Raw genomic sequence first — 17,041 nt, forward strand, 5'->3', positions numbered from 1 at the left:
CCCGCGTCGGACGCAGGCAAAGCGGTCTTGGCGTTAAGGTGATCGCCTTGAGGTGCCGCAAGGGGAGAGGTCAGGGCTTCCAGATGACGATCGAACTGCCGACAAAGGGCCGGCAGGTGAAGATCGACGGTGCCCTAGTTACGGTCAGGGATGCCGATTGGGCAGGCGACGGCTCGATCGAACTCTTCGTACTTGACGCCGCCGGCCAACCTCGTAGGGTCCTGCTGTCTGAGCAGCAGCTGGTTGCTGGGCTCGTGCCAGTCAACGACCGCGGTGGTGACCCTCAGAAGGCTTTGACCGGGTTGTGGGGACGCTGGATGCAGCACGCAGTACCCCGCATCAGATCGGCAGTGCTAGCCACCCGTCCGCTACGCCCGTACGCACACCAGGACGACGCAGTCCACGGCCACATGCTCAATCAGCCTCGGCTGAGGTTCCTACTGGCTGACGAGCCCGGCACCGGAAAAACGATCATGGCGGGGATGTACCTCACCGAGGGCCGCCGGCAAGGACTGATCCAAGGCAGATCAGTGATCGTCGTCCCCGCGCACCTGGTGACCAAGTGGGAGCGGGACCTGCGCCGCTTGTTCGGCGTGGAGGCCCGCCGCATCACCAGCGAAGCCGCCGCCGACCCGGCCGATCTCGACCCTCGCTACGACACCTGGGTCGTCTCGGTCGATCTGTTCACCCACAACCCGGATGTGCGCCGGAAGGTCGCTGGTGACCGCACCTCATGGTCCCTGGCGATCTTCGATGAGGCGCACCGGCTGACCCCGACCAGCCAGTACCTTACCGCTGCCCGCGAGGCAGCTGGCCGTGCCCACCATTTGCTGCTGCTCACCGCGACCCCACATCGAGGCAAGGAGCACTATTTCCGGGGCCTGATGAACCTGCTGGACCCCACCCTTTACCCGTGGGACCCGCGGCAGGTCGAGTACCAGACCGCCCTCGTGCCCAGCAAGCTGTCGTTCCTGCGGCGGATGAAGGAAGACCTCGTCGATCACAACGGGAACAAGCTCTTCCCGCCACGGTTCTCGGAGACCATCCCCGTCCGGTTGAACCCGAACGAGGCGGCGGCGTACGACGCGGTGATGGACTACGTCGACGCCTTCTACGCCGACAACGCGGCCCTCGCCAGATCCATCTACGGCAAACGGGCCGCCTCCAGCCTGCAGGCGGCGGCAGAGACGATCAGCCGCCGCGAGGTCGCACTGAAGGGTGCCGCACATGAGCGCAGCACAGTGGTGGTCCCAGAGGATTTACTCACGGCAGATGGCCTTGGCGCGGCCGCCGATGATGACGAAGCGTGGGCGCGCGCGGAGAACGCCGTAGTCAGGAGCCGCACCCGGGACAAGAGCGGTGAGCTCGCCCGGGTTGCCACGGTGCTGGAAACGCTCCGTCAGGCCCAGACTTCCGATACTCCCGCGAAATGGAACGCGCTGCTCAAGCTTCTTGAACGCCACGAGATCCGCCCCGGACACGGTCAACTGCTGGTGTTCACCGAATTCGCGGACACCGCCCGATGGTTGCGCACTCGCTTCGACAACGCCGGCTTCAGCACCGACATCCTAGAAGGCGCCGTCGACCACCGCAGCCGTGACTCACTCCAGGAACGCTTCCTCGCCGGCGCGTTCCAAGTGCTGGTATCCACAGACGCTGGCGGAGAGGGCATCGACCTGCAATCAGCCAACGTGATGATCGACTGGGACCTGCCATGGTCGATGGTGCGTCTAGAACAGCGGATGGGCCGGCTGCACCGGGTTGGCCAACGCAACGATGTTCACGTCTACCACCTCGTAGCCCCGCATACCCGCGAGGGCCGTGTCCAGGAAGTCATGCTCAATAACCTCGACAGGGCCGCGGAGGCGCTGGAGGGCAAGCTGTATGACCTCCTCGACGCAACCTCGTCCCGGTCCGGCTTCGACTGGGGCAGGGCCATGGTCGATGCCCAGGCCGGCCGGCATGTCACCATTCCTGCACCATCAGCGCTCATCGAGACCGCTCGAGCCCTCGTTGCCGACGAGCGTTCCCTGAGCACGCCAGCGAACGTAACCGAAGCTCTCGAGCGATTCGCCGGTGACCGGCTCGAGGCGATCAACCCGGTCATTGTCGATGCGATGGTCGATCAGCTCGCGCGCAGCGGCGGTTGGACCGTCGGTCCGGGCCCGGCCAGAGGAATACGCCTCCTCAATGCGAAGCCCGGAAGCACCCTACCCAAGGCGCTCGGCGGCAAGCGCAGGGTCTACGTGGCTGCCGACGGCGCCTCGGTGCGCCAAGCCATCAACGATGGTGCCACCGGCCTAGACGACGTCATCGTCCTTGGACCTACCGAAGAGTCCTTCCAACAGCTTGTCTCTTACGCCCTCAATGTGGGAGAGGAAGATCTCGTCCGAGGTGCGGCGCTTGTTGACAGCGCCTCCCTGACCTCCTACGTATTGGCTCTGTTCGACGCCGACATCCAGCTGCATGACGGCACGGCACGCATCACCCGCAAGGCCCCATTGCTCATCCGCTGCTCCGCCGGCCATGCGCTGCCCGTGGCGTGGGAGTCCCTGATGACCCTGCGCACCCTCGCCCTCGGTGATCCGCCAGCAACCGGGCCCACATCACTGCCCCCAGCGACTCGTCACGACGCGACAGAGGCGGCCAAGACTGAGCTGCGCGGCCAAGTAGCCGCGTTGACCGCTGAACGACAGGCATGGATAAAAGCGGCCAAGGTGCAATTGGACGCGACCCAGTACCGGTTCGAGGAATCCATCGCGGACCGGCCCCGCGCCGAGCGAGCCCAGCTCCTCCGCCAGTTCAACATCGCCAAGATGCAACGCCTAGCCGTTCTCGATGACATCGAGCAGGTCAACGCCAGCGCCGTAAGGCTGGTGGGCTGGGTAGCCGTCACCGGCGCAGCCCGGGTTGACCAACTCGGCTACGACCCGGACGCCGAAAAGGTCGCGATCGCCACCGTTGTCACCGAACTGGAAAAGCTCGGATACGACGTCGACGACCGGCAAACCGCCGGCCTTGGCTACGACCTGTACGCGCGGCACCGCACCACACGAGAGCAGCGCCTGGTCGAGGTAAAGGGTGTTCAGGGCCCGCTGCGCGCCGTGTGGCTGGAGCAGAACGAGTGGGCACAAGCCCAGCAGCGTGGCTCCGAATACTGGCTGTACGTCATCGACTCCTGCGCTGCTTCGCCGGTCGTCCGCCTGCGCCAGCAGGACCCGGCGGCCGTCCTCGGAGGCCCACGTCGCATCGAGCGCTTCCAGATTCCCCTGTCCGAACTCAAGAGGCTGATCGGAGCCCAGGCATGACCACCCAACTCGAGGCCACCATCGACGGGAAGGGTGAGCGCACCGACGAGGCCGGCACCCGGTCAGACCTAGCCGCGCGCTTGATCGATAACTGGTTTCCCTGCCCGCAGGTCGACGCCGCCGTTGGCACGCCTGCCGGTTCGGGACGCAGCGAGAAGGCCCTGTTCACGTGGTTCGCCTCCCGGCCCATCGCACAGGCCCGCGCCGCCGTCCTGTGCTCCTTGCTGCCCGACACCCCGGAGAACCGCGCCGACATCAAGAAGGCCGTCCTCAAGGGCGACGCCACTGCGATGGCAAGCCTCCGTGCCCGCATTGCCACCCAATACGGTGCTAAGCCACCCGTTGTGCTCGACATGTTCTCCGGCCGTGGCATCATCCCGCTGGAGGCTGCTCGCGCTGGCGCCAACGCCGTCGGCACTGACCTTTCCCCGGTCGCGACCCTTGCATGTCGCCTGCTGGCCGACTACCCGCTGCGGGACTGGTCGGCTGAGCCGCCGCTGCCATACGTGCCAGCTGACGAGGCGAACGAGGGAGCCGAGGACGACAGTGGTGCCGCTGCCCAGAGGGCGGGGAAGGGCAAACGTGCCCAGTCGGCTACGAGCGTCCAACTGGGCTTCCAGGGGCTCGCCAAGGAGCCGAAGCTTCTTGCCGATGTTCGCACGCTGCTAGCCGAAGTTGGCCGCCGCGTCGCTGCGCAGGTCGCCCATCTCTACCCTGGCAATCCGGCGCGCGGGGGTGAAACCCCATGGGCCTATCTCTGGGCGGTCACGATTCCGTGCGACGGCTGCTCAAGGCGCTTTCCGCTGGTTGGATCGATGGTGCTGAGGCACCCATACAAGCGCACGCACGACAAGGGCCAGTCGTTGAGACTCGTCTTCGAGGGCGACATGTGGCGAACCGAAGTCCACGACGGGCCGCCGGCGCAGGACCCCACCTTCACCGCTCCAGTTGGGAAGCGTGGTAAGTCGGCGCGCTGCCCCTACCCAGGCTGCGGCCACATGCACGGTCTAGACGTCGTTAAGGCCAAGGGGTCAGCTGGGCAGTACGCGGACGCCATGCTCGCGGTAGCGGAGACTGACCCGGACACGAACCAGAAGATCTTCCGAGTGCCGCGGCTGGACGAGATGCAGGCTGCAGCGGATGCTGATCCTGCAACTCTGCCCGCGATCTCGGGGCTCACTGCGGTTCCGACAGAGGAAATTCCGAAGACCGCAGGTGTTGATGCCCGGCAGTACGGCTACCGAACCTACGGATCGTTGATGAACGCCCGCCAGGCGGCACTGTTCGCTATGGCCACCCGCACCATCGGTGACATCTACCAAGAGCTCGCCGGAAGTGTTAGCCAGGAGTATGCCCGAGCACTCACCTCCTACGCGGCAGCGAATTTGCCCCGGATCCTGCGGTATGCGACGCGAGGCGCGAACCTCCGCTCCCACGGCAACCCGGCGGGGACAGAGCAGAACCGTTGCCAGGTCGGAGACGTCTTCTCCTCCCAATCAGTCATCAAGCACCAGTTCGACTACCTGGAAGCTGGTCCGGGTGCTGGTCCCGGCACTTGGAAGTCCGTCTCGGCCAGTCTTGTCAACGCTTTGCGGAAGGTCCTGGAGGAAACCCACGAGGGTAGCCGCCCAGGGCGTTTTCGACGAGCCTCTGCTGTCGCCCTGCCCTTTCGTGACAACACCATCGATGTTCTTGTCTGCGATCCCCCCTACTACCAAATGATCGCGTATGCGGACTCGTCGGACCTGTTCCACGTCTGGTTCAAACGGGCTCTTCGCTCCGCGATGCCAGATTTGTTTGACGGAAGCCTAGACGGTAGGGACGGGCTTCAGGACAAAGCCGAAGAAATCATCGTCAAGGGCCGCGGAGCTAAGGGCCATGGCGATCACCGCACCGAAGAGTTCTACGAGGCGATGCTTGCGCGAGCCTTTCGGGAAGCGCGCCGGGTCCTGAAAGCCGACGGGCATCTGACGGTGATCTTTGGGCACTCCGATCCCGAGGCGTGGAAGCGACTGCTGGCCGCACTTACCGATGCCGGCTTCGTCGTGACGTCCTCATGGCCATCAAGGACAGAGACGGCAGTTACAGGCGTAGCCACCATCTCCGTCACTGTCTCCATCGGCGCACGTGTTGCCCCCGCAAATCGACCCGTCGGCATCGCGGCGCAAGTCGACGCCGAAGTCGCCGCCGAGGTGAAGATGCGTTGCCGTGGATGGGACACTGACGGCCTCGCGCTGGAGGACCAGCTGATGGCGTCTTACGGGGCGGCCCTGCAAGTGGTTGGCAAGTACAGCAGGGTGATTACGCCGGACGGTGGCACCGTGCAGCTGGAGCACTATATGACCCTTGCCCGCCGCGCGGTCCGTGACGCCATCGCCTTGCGGCTGGATGAGCTTCCCCTGGAAACATTCGATCCGCACACTTGCCTAGCGATCTTCTGGCACGAAGTCCACGGCCGGATGGACGTCCCCAAGGGTGAAGCTCGGTTTTTCGCGCAGTCCGACGGCCTGCGATTGGAGGATCTGCGGGGGCCGATTCTTACCGAGACCAAGGCCGGCTTCAGGCTGCGTCACGACGCCCCAGGACGGCTTACGCCGGCATCCAGCGTGTACGAGGTGGTCCGAGGGATGGCCGCAGCCTGGTCGAGCGGCACCGATGCCGTCGCCGCATGCCTGTCCGTTGCGGAACGGCCGCCCACCGACGCGCATCTGTGGGCTGTGGTCGACTGGCTCACGACCAAGCTACCAACATCCGACTCCGTTGCTGTTGCCTTGGCGGCGGTCAAGCGCAACCGCGGATCCGTCCAGGCCACCGCCGCCACTCAAACCACCGCCGTTGTAGCCGCTGTTCAACCCAGCCTGTTCGAGGAGACGTCGTGACCATCGCCGCCAACGTCACCCGCTGGCCCGATGTCCTGCATCTGCGTGACGAGGTACGTCTCACCGACGGTTCCGTAGACGAGCTGCAGATGAGCCTGGCTAAAGCCGTCTACCAGACGGTGCTGGTGCCCTACACCCGGTGCGACTACTACACGGACATCACCCAGCCCACCCCGCTCCTGGTTGGCTTTCTAGGCCGAGTGGCGCGCCGGCTTGGCACCCAAGGTTTGGACGCGCAGGCCTGCTTCCACCTCGACCAGGGAATGGGAGGAGGGAAGAGCCACGCACTCGTCGGCATCTGGCACATGATCAACACTTCGGAAGTCTTCTTCGACTCAGACCTTGGCCGTGCTGTTGCTGCTGCGGCGACGCCGGCGGGGAATTCACTAAACCTGGGCGACGTCATCCCCGTGGTGCTGATCGGTGACTCGATGTCTCCGGGCAAGACGGACCCGAGGTTCGGTCCGGCCACGGACTTGTTTGGCCGGTTCCTGTGGCTGCTGTTCGACGGTCATCCCGACCGCATCGGTCGCTGGCAGCACTACATCGACCTCGGGGGAAACAAGGCCACCCTGCAGGCGGCGTTTGCCGAGGTCGCGCGGCCCGTGCTAGTTATCATCGACGAGCTTATGGACTACGCGATGGCGCTGACCGATCAAGGCGCCATCGGCGGGCTGCCAGGGGAGCAGGCCTTCCTGAACGCTCTCACTGACGCGGTGGACGACCAGCCACAGGTTGCGTTGATCGTCGTAATGATCCGCAGTGATGAGGATCAGGCCGGCTACCATCCAGCCGCCGAGGAGATGCGGGAATACCTGGCCGCTCGGCTGCGTCGCAACGGCGAGACGGTTACGGTGACGGAACCCGCTGACTTCTCGCAGATTATCCGACGTCGCTTGTTCGCCCGCGCCGATGTCGACGCCGCAGCGCGGGCCGTCGCCGATGCGTACGTCGCCGCCGCAGACGACGTATGGGCTAGCCAGGTGTACGGCAAGCTCGGTTCCGGCCGAACGCTCGCCCGACTCGCCGATCGAATCGCCGAGACCTATCCCTTTCATCCCGACCTGTTCGAGCTGGTCGCCAAGGAGTGGTCCGTCGTCCAAGCCTTCCAGCGCGTCCGCTCGACCGTCGCGATCTTCGCCCGGACGGTGCTGCACTGGGTGACGCAGCACGAGGCAGGATCTTGGGCGCCCCACCTGATCGGTCCGGGGGACATCCCGTTGCACACCGATGCCCTTGAGGCACTGCTGTCTTCCGGTGTGCTGGCGGGGAACGACCGAGCTATCCAGGGTTTCAGAGCCGTCGCCAACACTGATGTCGTGCGCCCCGGTAGTGGAGGAGGCACGGCGTTCGCCCTCGACGCAGCGCTGGCCTCCAATGGCGTCGCCGCAGCCCAACCTGCACCGGCGCTGCGAATGGCGACTGCATGTTTCGCGTACAGTCTCGTGCCACGTGCCCAGGGGGCACGAGGCGCCACGAAGCCGGAACTGATCGCCGCCGTCGCCGGTCCCGCCGTGCCCTACGCCGCCGCCGAGGAAGTCTTCAACGCCCTCGTGGCCGGACCGGTGGACGGTGGACTGGGGGCGTTGGAACGCACCCGACCAGCGCATAGCAAAGGCGCCGAGCGCTTCTACCTCTCGATCAAGCAAACGCTGAACATGTACCACGCCAACGCCATGACGATGGTCAGTAACGACCGCGCACTGAACCACGTATGGAAGCGCGCACAGCAGTTGGCCAGCAAGGGGCCCTTCAGCGGACCACAGTTCGTCGAGCCACCGGTTGGCAGCGCTGGCGCGGCTACATGTTTCGCCAGCGTGGATGGGCAGGAGAACCGGCTGGTGGTACTTGATCCTCGCCGATGGACCTTGCTCAACGGGAAGGATGCCGCCACTCGCGCCGACCTCGACGTCGCCTTCGGTGTCACTCCTGGGTTGACCACAACCTACGCAGCCTCGATGGTCATCGCCTTGGTCAACACCCAGCGACGCGGCCGGGCACGGGACCGTGCCAGAGATTTCCTCGCTTGGGAAATGGTCGTCGCCCAGCTCAATCGCGACGACGAGGAATACGGTGAGGCCCGCTCACGCCGAGAAGACGCACGTACCAAACTCGACCACGACATCAAGTGGGCCTACCAGCACTACGCGTACCTGCTGCGAACCACAACCGGACTTGCTGTCCAGTACAAGGCAGTGCCCGACGGCAAGACCGCCCTCGCCGGGCAGGACGTGTGGAACGAACTGGTGGCCGCCAGCAGAGCAGTTACTGCTGGAACCCTTGCCCCTGAATACGTCGGCCAGCTCATCACCACCGGCAGCTTCGGGCGAGACCTCACTCCAAAAGAAATCTTCGCGCTGCCATACAGCAATCCAACGTGGCCGATGATCGCCACCGTGGAAGACCTGCGCCGAGCGCTGTTCCATCTCGCGACGAGTGACGAATGGATGCTCTCCGACAGCGATGGCAACGAGATCCGCCCCGCCGGACCAGGGCAGATCCAACCCGCGTCGATGCAGCAGCTGCTTCGGCCCCGTCCCGCGCCGGCACCCGAGCAGTTGCCGAAGCCGACGCCCTCGCCTGACAAGGGCCGCACCTCAGATACAGACGCCGGGCAGGACATCGCTGCCGCTGGCGCCAGGCCAGCCCTCACTAAAGCCACACCCATTCCCTCCCAGCAAGTTCCAGATGTCGGTGTGGGCGATGAGGCGACCTACCAGGTGACCAAGGTCCGGATGCCGCTGTCCTCGATCACCGACGACAGCAAGCGGGAGGAACTCTGGGGTCTTGTTCGAGAGCTCGCATCCCTTATCGATCCCGCCAAGGTGGGCGTTGACGTCCAAATGGTTGGCTTCGATATCACGGTGACTGCGCGGAGCGGCGATACCGATCAACTGCTGACGAAGGCGGAATCCCTGCCAGGGGTCACCGCCTCGGTTGAGGACGACGAGCTGTAGGGGAGCCGAAGCATGGGAGATTCGGCCTGGTGGTCGCTCTCAGACCTGAACGCTGAAGTGCCCGACCACCACTACGGATCCACGGTCGAGAACCTGCGAGAGTGCTATGGGGCCAGCGAGCACCTTGCGTGCTGGCGCATCGAGCAGGTCGAGGTCGCGCGGGTTGATCCCTTCCAGCTGTTCGACGATCCAGACGACACCGAAGGGAACGACAAGATTGAGAGCATCCGCGCCGCTCTACGCACCGGTCGCCCGCTGCCAGCCGTGATCCTGATTCACCACCCAAGGGCTGGGACGCACCCCTACCGGCTCATCGAAGGCAAACACCGCTACAACGCTGTCTATCGTGAGAACTTGCCTTTAATCGATGCGTGGGTTGCGCATCTTTCTTGTTGTGGGGGCCCAGACGTTGCCTGTTGACTGGCCGCCCAGTCATGATCAAGCGCGTGGAGTCGGCACGACCACGCGACCAGAACCTCGCGTTGGCTGCGCCATTGCGGAGCAGTTGAACCAACCGGCAGCAGATGCACGAAGATCCCGCGTGAGCGGGCCCTAAGGCGGGCGCGGGGGCCCTTTGGTGCATCCTGCGACCTTCAGGCTAGCAGCAACTTCGGGCGCCAGAAACAAACTGTGCGGGACCAGCAAGGGGCGGCGCCAGGGCTGCTAGGAACCCATCCACCCTTCTTGACTGGGTTAGCTGCATCCGCTGATCCAACCTTCGGGTCGCCGCCTCCCTGGGGTGCCTGATGGTCACGGTCGTACCAACCACCGTTCCTTCCAATGGGTCGACACTGCTGGCGACGCTTACGGAGGCGGGAGCTCATGGCGGGTCGCACCGTCACCCCGGACACAACCCGGCGAGCCCCGAGCAAGGGCAGGTGCGGCGGCTAGTCGCCGTGCCGGCGCTTCGCCTCCTGCCGTAGAGCCTCCGTAAGGTCCCTCCAGAGGCCAGCGGACGTCCCCATCATGCGGCCGACCATCGCTCGGGCGGCTGGTTCGTCGTCGAACTCGTGCAGGACCTCCCGGCCCCCATCGCCTCCCAGTCGGCCGCGGACCCGCCAGACGTGGCCGTCCAAGAGCAGCCAGATGTCGCGGCGGGCGATGCGCCCCCACGCCCCGTTCCACCAGCGCCCCCTGACCTCCACAGCGGCAGCCTATCGAACGCTCGTACGAACAGAGCGTACTGACTCGGCCTCAGTCATGGATCGCGCGGCCGGAGAGATAGACGGGGCCGACCGGAGCGCCGCGTGGCGTGCCGCAGTTGGCGTTAGGCGCCCGGCCGACTCCCCGCCGTCATTCCATGAACCACCTCCACAGCTCGATGAGGGCCTTAATTGCCGAAGGAATCTGCAGCGCCACCCGGGCCCACCCCGCGGTCGCCTCGCATGATCGACTCTTCCCTCCCGCCGCGTTGCCCAGCCGCCTCGCAGGACGTCGTTCTCTGATCTTCATTTCGCCTCCATCGGTGGATTTCGGAAGGACCGTTTCTTGGTCACCTAGATAGATATCGGTGCATCCCGCCATGAACCCCGGCGTGGGTGATCCAATTCACGTCGGGCCGGGAGGGGCTCCTACTCGAAGTCGGCGAAGCCGCCTGCGGAGCGGTAGACGCTTGTTCCGGGAGGAAGTCGCTGCAGGTGCGGCGGGGAGCGCTCTGGGACCTCGGCGGGCAGTTCCGACCCGACATGTTGCTCGACATCGATCGAACGGGGACCGACGTGTCGCTGCATCACCGGCCCCACGGAGCGAGCGAGCTCGCGGGGCAGGCGGAAAAGAGCAGCAACGTCGACGCCGAAGGCGCCGACCTGCTCCGCGCCGCCGAGCTGGCAGGACTGGAAGGAGTCATCGCCAAGCGGCTCGCCTCGCCATACCGGCCGGGCCAACCCTCCACCGACTGGACGAAAGTGCGCTGGTGCGCACCCAGGAAGTCGTCATCCTCGGATACACCAGGTGCCGGCCGCCGATCCGGGCTGATCGGGTCGCTGCTGATCGGCGTGCACGACGGCGCCGGCGACCTCACCTACGCCGGTCACGTCGGGACGGGCTTCACGCACACCGCACTGCGCGCCCTCGAGCAGCAGCTCGCTCCCTACGCCGTGCGAGCCCGCCGCGCCATGGCGACGGCTGACGGAAGCTGGCGGGTGGAGGTGCTGCGCCGGGATGGACAACGGTGGTATCGGCTGGTGCACGGTGCCAGCCAGCTGGACTGGCTATCGCTAGAAGACGTGGAGGGGCTTCTCGCGGAAGCTGGTATCGGGCTGCACATGCTCGGCGATGTCGAGGCCGCGTAAAGCCACAGCAGCGGAGCGAAGTTTGCAGGCGCCGGAACTTTGCAGTTGAAGTTGTGACAGCGCCCGCATGGGCGAGACCGGTGGCGGACATATTCGGATTGCAAGGATAGAGTTTTCCCAGCTCAGAGCCAGTGAGGTGGTTAGAATGCAGCCGAACCTGCGAACACCGCGGCCTTTTCAACACGGATGCGCTGTGGAACACTGCGCACGAGCGTCTGTAGGAAACCCTGCAGAGCGGACGAGCAGCGAGCTCTAAAAAGGACAAGGCGGACCCTGATCCACTGGGGTGCCACCCAGCGGGGATCCGCCTCGCCTTGCTACACCGGGTCGTGACCCTGCCTTTTAGGTGGGGTCACGCTGGTTTCGGGCTCCGGCATGGTTCACAGGACACCCATGTCGCTGAGGATGCGGTAGAGCGTCCCCAGCGCCGAGAGGACCTGACCGAGCCCCGCCGTCGCCGCCCCGACCGTCCGCCACCGGTGGGTGGCCTTCCGTCGGGCCTTTCTTGGTCGCCGGTGCCGTCGTCGGCACCGGCATCCTCTTTCCGTACGCATCGCGTACCTCCGTTACGACCCTGAGGATCAGGGGCACCTTGCCCCCCGGGGAGCCAAGGTGGAACGGCGCGCAAGCGGTGCGGCCCACAGCCTAGCCACCGTGTTCGGCGACATCTCTCAGCTGTGGACCGGCGTACAGCCTAAGCCCTGCGCGGTGACGCTCCGCAACATCGTTCGCGTAGCGGTCGGACCGCGCAGCGTCACCGCCGGGAGTAAAGAATGCGCCTGACGTGCACATATAGGCCGGCTAGAGGTCAGTTTTTACGTCGCGGACCAGAGTGTGAGCCTCAGAAACGTTCCGATTTGTCCACGCAAAACCCGCATCCCGCCTCCATGTTGGCCGCCGTCTCAGCGAGGTCGCAGAACCGTGAGTGCATGCTCGTACACGGCCTGTTGGGCAGCGCCGTCGAAGGTGTGCCGGATGTAGCGACCGGTCACGCCGGTGTGGTGGCCCATGATCCGCGAGATGACGTCGCGGGCCACGCCGGCGGCCTCGGCGGCGGTGGCGAAGCCGGCGCGGAGGCTGTGCCCAGCGAGAGTGTCGACAACTTCGGGCGGCTGGCCAGCCTCCGCCGCGGTGTCCTTGACCGTCTTGGCGACGTAGAGGTCGCTCAACGGCGTGGAGCGGACCCGCGCACCGGCGGTGCTGCCGGACAGCAGGGGCACGTTGCCGGCGCGGTGGCGGCCGTCGCGGTGGAGGTGCTTGCGGAGGCCGGCGGCGTCGAGCCAGGCGAGGGGGTGTCCCGCACCGGGCACAGCCAGGCCAACTCGTCCGGTGCCTAGGGCAGCTCGACGCGCCGGCCGGCGCCGGTCTGGTCAGCCTTGGACCGTGCTACGAGCAGCCACAGGGCGTCCTCAACGTGCTCCAGGTGGTCAACGGGCAGCCGGGCGAGCTCGCGGCGAAGGGCGGCGAAGAACCCGACGGTGAGCAGGCACCGGTCACGCAGCACCGCGACCTGAGCCCGCCGTACCGCCGGCGGCGCATCTGCGGCGACCGGCCCCGCTGGCCGGGTCTGCAGCAGGGCGCGCAGCAGGGGCACGCCGGCCGCGGGTTTGCCTTCCACCGGGCGGCCGTGCATCCGGCGGACACGGTCGCGGACGCGGCGGAACCGGCGATCGTCGGTGGGCGGCAGCAGCAGCCCGGGGCGAGGTGCCGGTCGCGGATCGCGGCCAGCCGGCCGTCCTTGGGTGGAGATGGCCAAGTCGCGCGGACCATCTGGGTCAGGTAGAGGGCGATGACCTCGATCGGCGTGGGCGACCCGGGGTCGATGCCGGACCGGGCGCACGAGGCGGCCAGGGCGTCCCAGTCGGCGTCGTACTCGCGGACGGTGCGGCGCGGCGCGGGAGGCCTCGGCGAACCGGGCGACGTCGGCGGCGAGGTCGTGGCACAGACCGATCTCGCCCACGGCGGTGGCTGGTGGGCGGCCAGCCACCGCGCGAGGTTTAGCTGGGCCGCCACGGCCATGGCGGTGGCACACCGGGGTGCGCGAGGACCGTGGGTTCGGCCGTGCAGGCCAGACCGGGCGGCGCCGTCCCCGCCGACCTGGGACGGCTGACGATCGATCGGTGACGGACCCGCCACCGGTCGGTTACAGCAGGCCGGCCGCGATCGCCTCGTCGACCGCCTTCTGTCCCTTCTCCCTGCGTAAGTCGTCCGCCGCCGTCGGCGCGGTGAGGACCTGATGGATCGCGTCCAGCGCCGGTCGCTGCAGAGCCGCGTCGTTAACCGTGAACAGCGCGGGCATCACCTGCCGGTTCGCCCACCGGGTGTCGCGGGCCCCGACGTTGCCGGTGCGGAAGTTCCGCCGCGGGTCGGGGGCCCGGTCAACCAGCCGGAACCGGTGCAGCAGCTCGGTTGCCCGCCAGGCCGTCCGGGTCAGCCGGAACTGGTTCTCGCGGTCCTCGGCGAGCAGGAAGACACCCTCGTGGGCGTGGCGACCCGGGAAGCGGGTGCGCAGGTACGCCAGCGCCAGGTAGGCGGCGAGCTCGACGTCGCTCAACGCGAACACCCACAGGTTCGTGAAGAACAACGGCGAGATCCGGATCGACGTCTCGGGGGTCGGCAGGGCATAGCGGGGGTGCTCCTCGGCGGTGCTGGCCTCGGAGAGCAGATGCCAGCTCACCCCGTCCTTGGGGTCGTAGCGCCGCCGCGTACCGCCGGGCTGCCGGGGCAGCCAGAGCAAGTGCTCTTCCTCCAGCGCCCGCATCGCCTCGGTGATCTGGCGGGCCCGCAGATCACCATGCCCGCGACCGGTGCCGGCGGTCCGCATGGTCTCGGACAGGACGAGCTGGCGCCACGACGCGTAGTCCTCGTTCGGGTGGGGGGCCACCCAGCGCACGTTGCGCACGGTGTCGCCCGGCCCGTACCGACACTGCGCGTCGAAGAGCATCAGCAGCAACAGCCGCAGCTGCAGGCCCTTGGACTTGACCAAGCGGGCAAGCGCCGGCTCGGGCCCCCCGGCGGGCGGCCGCAGCACGAACCGCGTCCGGATGTGGATCCACTCGGGCTGGCGTCCCGGGCCGGTGGAGTCCAGCCGGCCACCGTGCTCCCAGAGGTGCCGCAGGTTCGCTCCGACGATGTCGGCCAGCGGCCGGGCCTGGTCGCTGTCGCGGGACTCCCGCAGGGCGTCGACGAAACCGATCCGGGCCCGGTCGCCGGCGACGGCGGCCGCGGTCACCGGTCGCCTCGCAGGGCGGTGACGTACCGGGTGAGGGCGCCGAGCACCCTCAGGCAGTGGCGGCGAGTCTCGGGCTGCCGGGCAGCGAGCGCGGCCAAGGCGACCAGTACAACGCAGATCGTCACGGTGACCATGGGCACGGCGAGGACGACGACACCCCACCCGAGGTGGTCGATGAGGTCAGGCATGTGCAACGCTCCTACGAGTTCGGCAAGGAGGTCCTCTTCTCCCCGGTGCTTGTCGAGGGCGATCCGGGGAGAAGCGGGACGTTCGTGTCTCGCCGTACGACGCGACGAGGCAAGGATGCCCCCTGCCGACCGCAGCTGTCGCGTCAGCGATCTTGAACCGCTCCACCCCTGAACGACCACATAGCGTAGCTAGTACCGATGTGCTTTGCGGTCGTTGAGAGGTCGTCGCCGGAAGGTCGAACCCGCAGGGCGGCCGCCGCTTCGGTCAGTGGTGCTCGCCGAAGGTCCGACGCGCGCCAGGGTGAGGTGCAGGATCTGCACCCCGGCGAGGTGACGCCTCGATCTCGTCCCGCTCCCGTGCATGCCCAGGTGTGCAGGAGCCCTGCCCTCTACCTCAGCTCCGCTGAGACCGCCCGCGCCCGTGGGGTGGGCAAGAGAAGACGGGAAGGGGGTGCTTGTCCGCCTTCGCCTGCCCCCTTGGAGCACCGTGGCACGAAGCCGGGCGGGACCATCTGGGTGTCGTTGCCGCCCAGCGCTGCTCGGGAGGCAGGTGAAGGGCGTTACCACCGCATCGCGCGGCTCGGCGCCGGCCATCGTCCTAAGGCTCAAAGAGCAGGTGAGACCACCGATTCAATGGCAGTGCAGGTGACGGAACCCATCGGGCCGACGTCGTGAGGGCTCACGGTGGGCGTTCCGGATGGTGGCGCGCATATCCAAGCTCGGTGGGCGTCCGCCGACTCGGTCGCCATTGACTTGATGTGACGGCGCGGATGCGCTGTGCTGACAGCGGGTTGTGGTCTGGTCGGGGGTGATCGTGGGCGTGCAGGTAAATCCCGAGTGGTGGAGCTCGGGAGTCTGGAACGGCCGGCCGATAGGCGAGTTCCTGCGGCGGCGAGATGTCAGTGCCGTCTTCCGGTTTCTGCATGCCCGGGGAGTCTCCTACGGCAGGATCTCGACGCTCGTTGACGTCTCGCCCAACCGGGTGGCCGAGATTGCCAAGGGCGTCCGGCAGGTCACGGCCTACGAGGTCTTGGAGCGGATCGCGGTCGGCCTGAGCATCCCGCGTCCGGCCATGGGGCTCGGCCGGGACGAGGACGGGCACGGGCACGGTCTCGAGGAGGCGCCATGGCTCTCGGCTGCAGGCGACCTCGTGGATCGGCCGGTGATCGGAGTCGGGACCCGCGTAGACGTCGGCGTCCTGGCGCAGCTGCGTCTGGGCCTGGATGGAGCTTTGGCATCGTCGAGCGTCGCTCCGCGGCATCTCGACCTCATGGAGGAGTCTGTGGGCGAGCATATGCGGATATACCCGTCGGCCTCTCCGGGGGTGATGCTGTCGCTGCTGATGGGTGACTGCCGGGAGGTGCAGGTTCTGTCAGGGCGCCGGCAGCCAGCGGCAGTCCAGGCTCGGCTGTCTGGGGTGGCGGCGCTGTTGGCGACGATGTCCGCGGATGCGTTGATGCGACTCGGGGAGGTTGCCGAGGCGCAGCGGTGGTACGGCACGGCGATCCGTGCCGCAGATGACAGTGGGCAAACCCGGTTGAGGGTGCTGGTGCGGGCCCAGGCGGCGATGCTGCCGTACTACTTCGGAGATCCTGGTCAGACCGTCGCGCTTGCCGAGGCGGCGCTGGCCCTGACCTCGACCGCATCGTCACCGGGCGCCCTGGCTGCGGCCGGCCGGGCGCGTGCATTGGCCAGACTCGGTGCGGCTGCGCAGGCACGGTCGGCCATCGACCAGGCCCGCCGGATATTCGACCAGGCCGGTGACGACGACACCGACGTGGCGTTCCGGTTTCCGGCGAAGCGCCTTCTGTTCTACCTTTCGGGGACGTACACCTGCCTTGGGGACACCGCTGGGGCGTACCGGGTTCAGGACGAGGCCCTGCGACTGTACGGCGAGGCGCCGGCCGTACCGATCGACGTAGGGCTCCTCGCTTTGGACAGGTCAGTGTGCCTCGTACGGGACCGACGCGCGGCCGAAGCAGCGGTGACCGCCCGCGACGCCATCGCACGCCTACCGGAGACACAGCAGACGGAGATCCTCCTCACCAGGGCTAACGATGTCATCTCGATGGTTCCTGAGCGAGATCGCTGCGGTGAGGTGGCGGCGTTGACCGATTACGTGCGGGCCTGTCGCGAGAGCGCCCGTAGGCTAGGGGTTACCGCTGTGCTCGGTCCCTAGGAGCCGC

At 66.9% G+C, this 17,041-nt stretch carries 10 protein-coding genes; 6 read left to right on the forward strand and 4 right to left on the reverse strand.

Annotated elements, in window-relative coordinates; genetic code table 11:
- Positions 1–83 precede the first annotated feature (83 nt).
- From ABZW14_RS07630 to ABZW14_RS07650, 5 genes are all read left to right on the forward strand, one after another.
- A complete protein-coding gene (locus tag ABZW14_RS07630) occupies positions 84–3,308 on the forward strand; it encodes a helicase-related protein (RefSeq protein ID WP_355341373.1) in 3,225 nt (1,074 codons plus the stop codon).
- Positions 3,305–6,187: a hypothetical protein gene (locus ABZW14_RS07635; protein ID WP_355341376.1), complete on the forward strand. Its 2,883-nt coding sequence runs from the start codon at positions 3,305–3,307 to the stop codon at positions 6,185–6,187. The genes ABZW14_RS07630 and ABZW14_RS07635 overlap by 4 nt, the downstream gene beginning before the upstream one ends.
- On the forward strand, positions 6,184–9,144 hold the full coding sequence (locus ABZW14_RS07640; protein WP_355341378.1) for a DUF499 domain-containing protein: 2,961 nt from the start codon (positions 6,184–6,186) through the stop codon (positions 9,142–9,144). The genes ABZW14_RS07635 and ABZW14_RS07640 overlap by 4 nt, the downstream gene beginning before the upstream one ends.
- A gap of 12 nt (positions 9,145–9,156) precedes the next feature.
- The gene (locus tag ABZW14_RS07645) at positions 9,157–9,564 is read left to right on the forward strand and encodes a hypothetical protein (protein WP_355341380.1); all 408 of its coding nucleotides are present in this window, start codon (positions 9,157–9,159) and stop codon (positions 9,562–9,564) included.
- A gap of 1,265 nt (positions 9,565–10,829) precedes the next feature.
- Positions 10,830–11,435 carry a hypothetical protein gene (locus ABZW14_RS07650; RefSeq protein WP_355341383.1) on the forward strand — a complete coding sequence of 202 codons (606 nt, stop codon included), beginning with the start codon at positions 10,830–10,832 and terminating at the stop codon, positions 11,433–11,435.
- A 902-nt stretch (positions 11,436–12,337) separates the two neighbouring features.
- Here ABZW14_RS07650 and ABZW14_RS07655 read toward each other — a convergent pair.
- The 4 genes from ABZW14_RS07655 to ABZW14_RS07670 all read right to left on the reverse strand — a co-directional run bounded on the left by ABZW14_RS07655 (position 12,338) and on the right by ABZW14_RS07670 (position 14,855).
- Positions 12,338–12,745, reverse strand: coding sequence for a hypothetical protein (locus ABZW14_RS07655; RefSeq protein WP_355341386.1), 408 nt, complete (start codon positions 12,743–12,745; stop codon positions 12,338–12,340).
- Between the two features lie 23 nt (positions 12,746–12,768).
- Positions 12,769–13,053: a hypothetical protein gene (locus ABZW14_RS07660; protein WP_355341389.1), complete on the reverse strand. Its 285-nt coding sequence runs from the start codon at positions 13,051–13,053 to the stop codon at positions 12,769–12,771.
- 525 nt (positions 13,054–13,578) lie between these two features.
- Positions 13,579–14,667, reverse strand: coding sequence for a hypothetical protein (locus ABZW14_RS07665; protein ID WP_355341392.1), 1,089 nt, complete (start codon positions 14,665–14,667; stop codon positions 13,579–13,581).
- Positions 14,664–14,855, reverse strand: coding sequence for a hypothetical protein (locus tag ABZW14_RS07670; protein ID WP_355341395.1), 192 nt, complete (start codon positions 14,853–14,855; stop codon positions 14,664–14,666). Before ABZW14_RS07670 ends, ABZW14_RS07665 begins: the two co-directional genes overlap by 4 nt.
- 808 nt (positions 14,856–15,663) lie before the next feature.
- On the opposite strand from ABZW14_RS07670, the gene ABZW14_RS07675 reads away from it, so the two are divergent.
- Positions 15,664–17,034 carry a hypothetical protein gene (locus ABZW14_RS07675; RefSeq protein ID WP_355341398.1) on the forward strand — a complete coding sequence of 457 codons (1,371 nt, stop codon included), beginning with the start codon at positions 15,664–15,666 and terminating at the stop codon, positions 17,032–17,034.
- Positions 17,035–17,041 lie beyond the last annotated feature (7 nt).

Origin of the sequence: Micromonospora sp. NPDC004551 (assembly GCF_040609975.1) — a bacterium.
GTDB lineage: Bacteria > Actinomycetota > Actinomycetes > Mycobacteriales > Micromonosporaceae > Micromonospora.

Excerpts from the sequence above, each read along its gene's own strand:
- ABZW14_RS07635 (WP_355341376.1), top strand. The coding sequence starts at position 3,305 with ATGACCACCCAACTCGAGGCCACCATCGACGGGAAGGGTGAGCGCACC.
- ABZW14_RS07645 (WP_355341380.1), top strand. The coding sequence starts at position 9,157 with ATGGGAGATTCGGCCTGGTGGTCGCTCTCAGACCTGAACGCTGAAGTG.
- ABZW14_RS07630 (WP_355341373.1), top strand. The coding sequence starts at position 84 with ATGACGATCGAACTGCCGACAAAGGGCCGGCAGGTGAAGATCGACGGT.
- ABZW14_RS07650 (WP_355341383.1), top strand. The coding sequence starts at position 10,830 with ATGTTGCTCGACATCGATCGAACGGGGACCGACGTGTCGCTGCATCAC.
- ABZW14_RS07670 (WP_355341395.1), bottom strand. The coding sequence starts at position 14,855 with ATGCCTGACCTCATCGACCACCTCGGGTGGGGTGTCGTCGTCCTCGCC.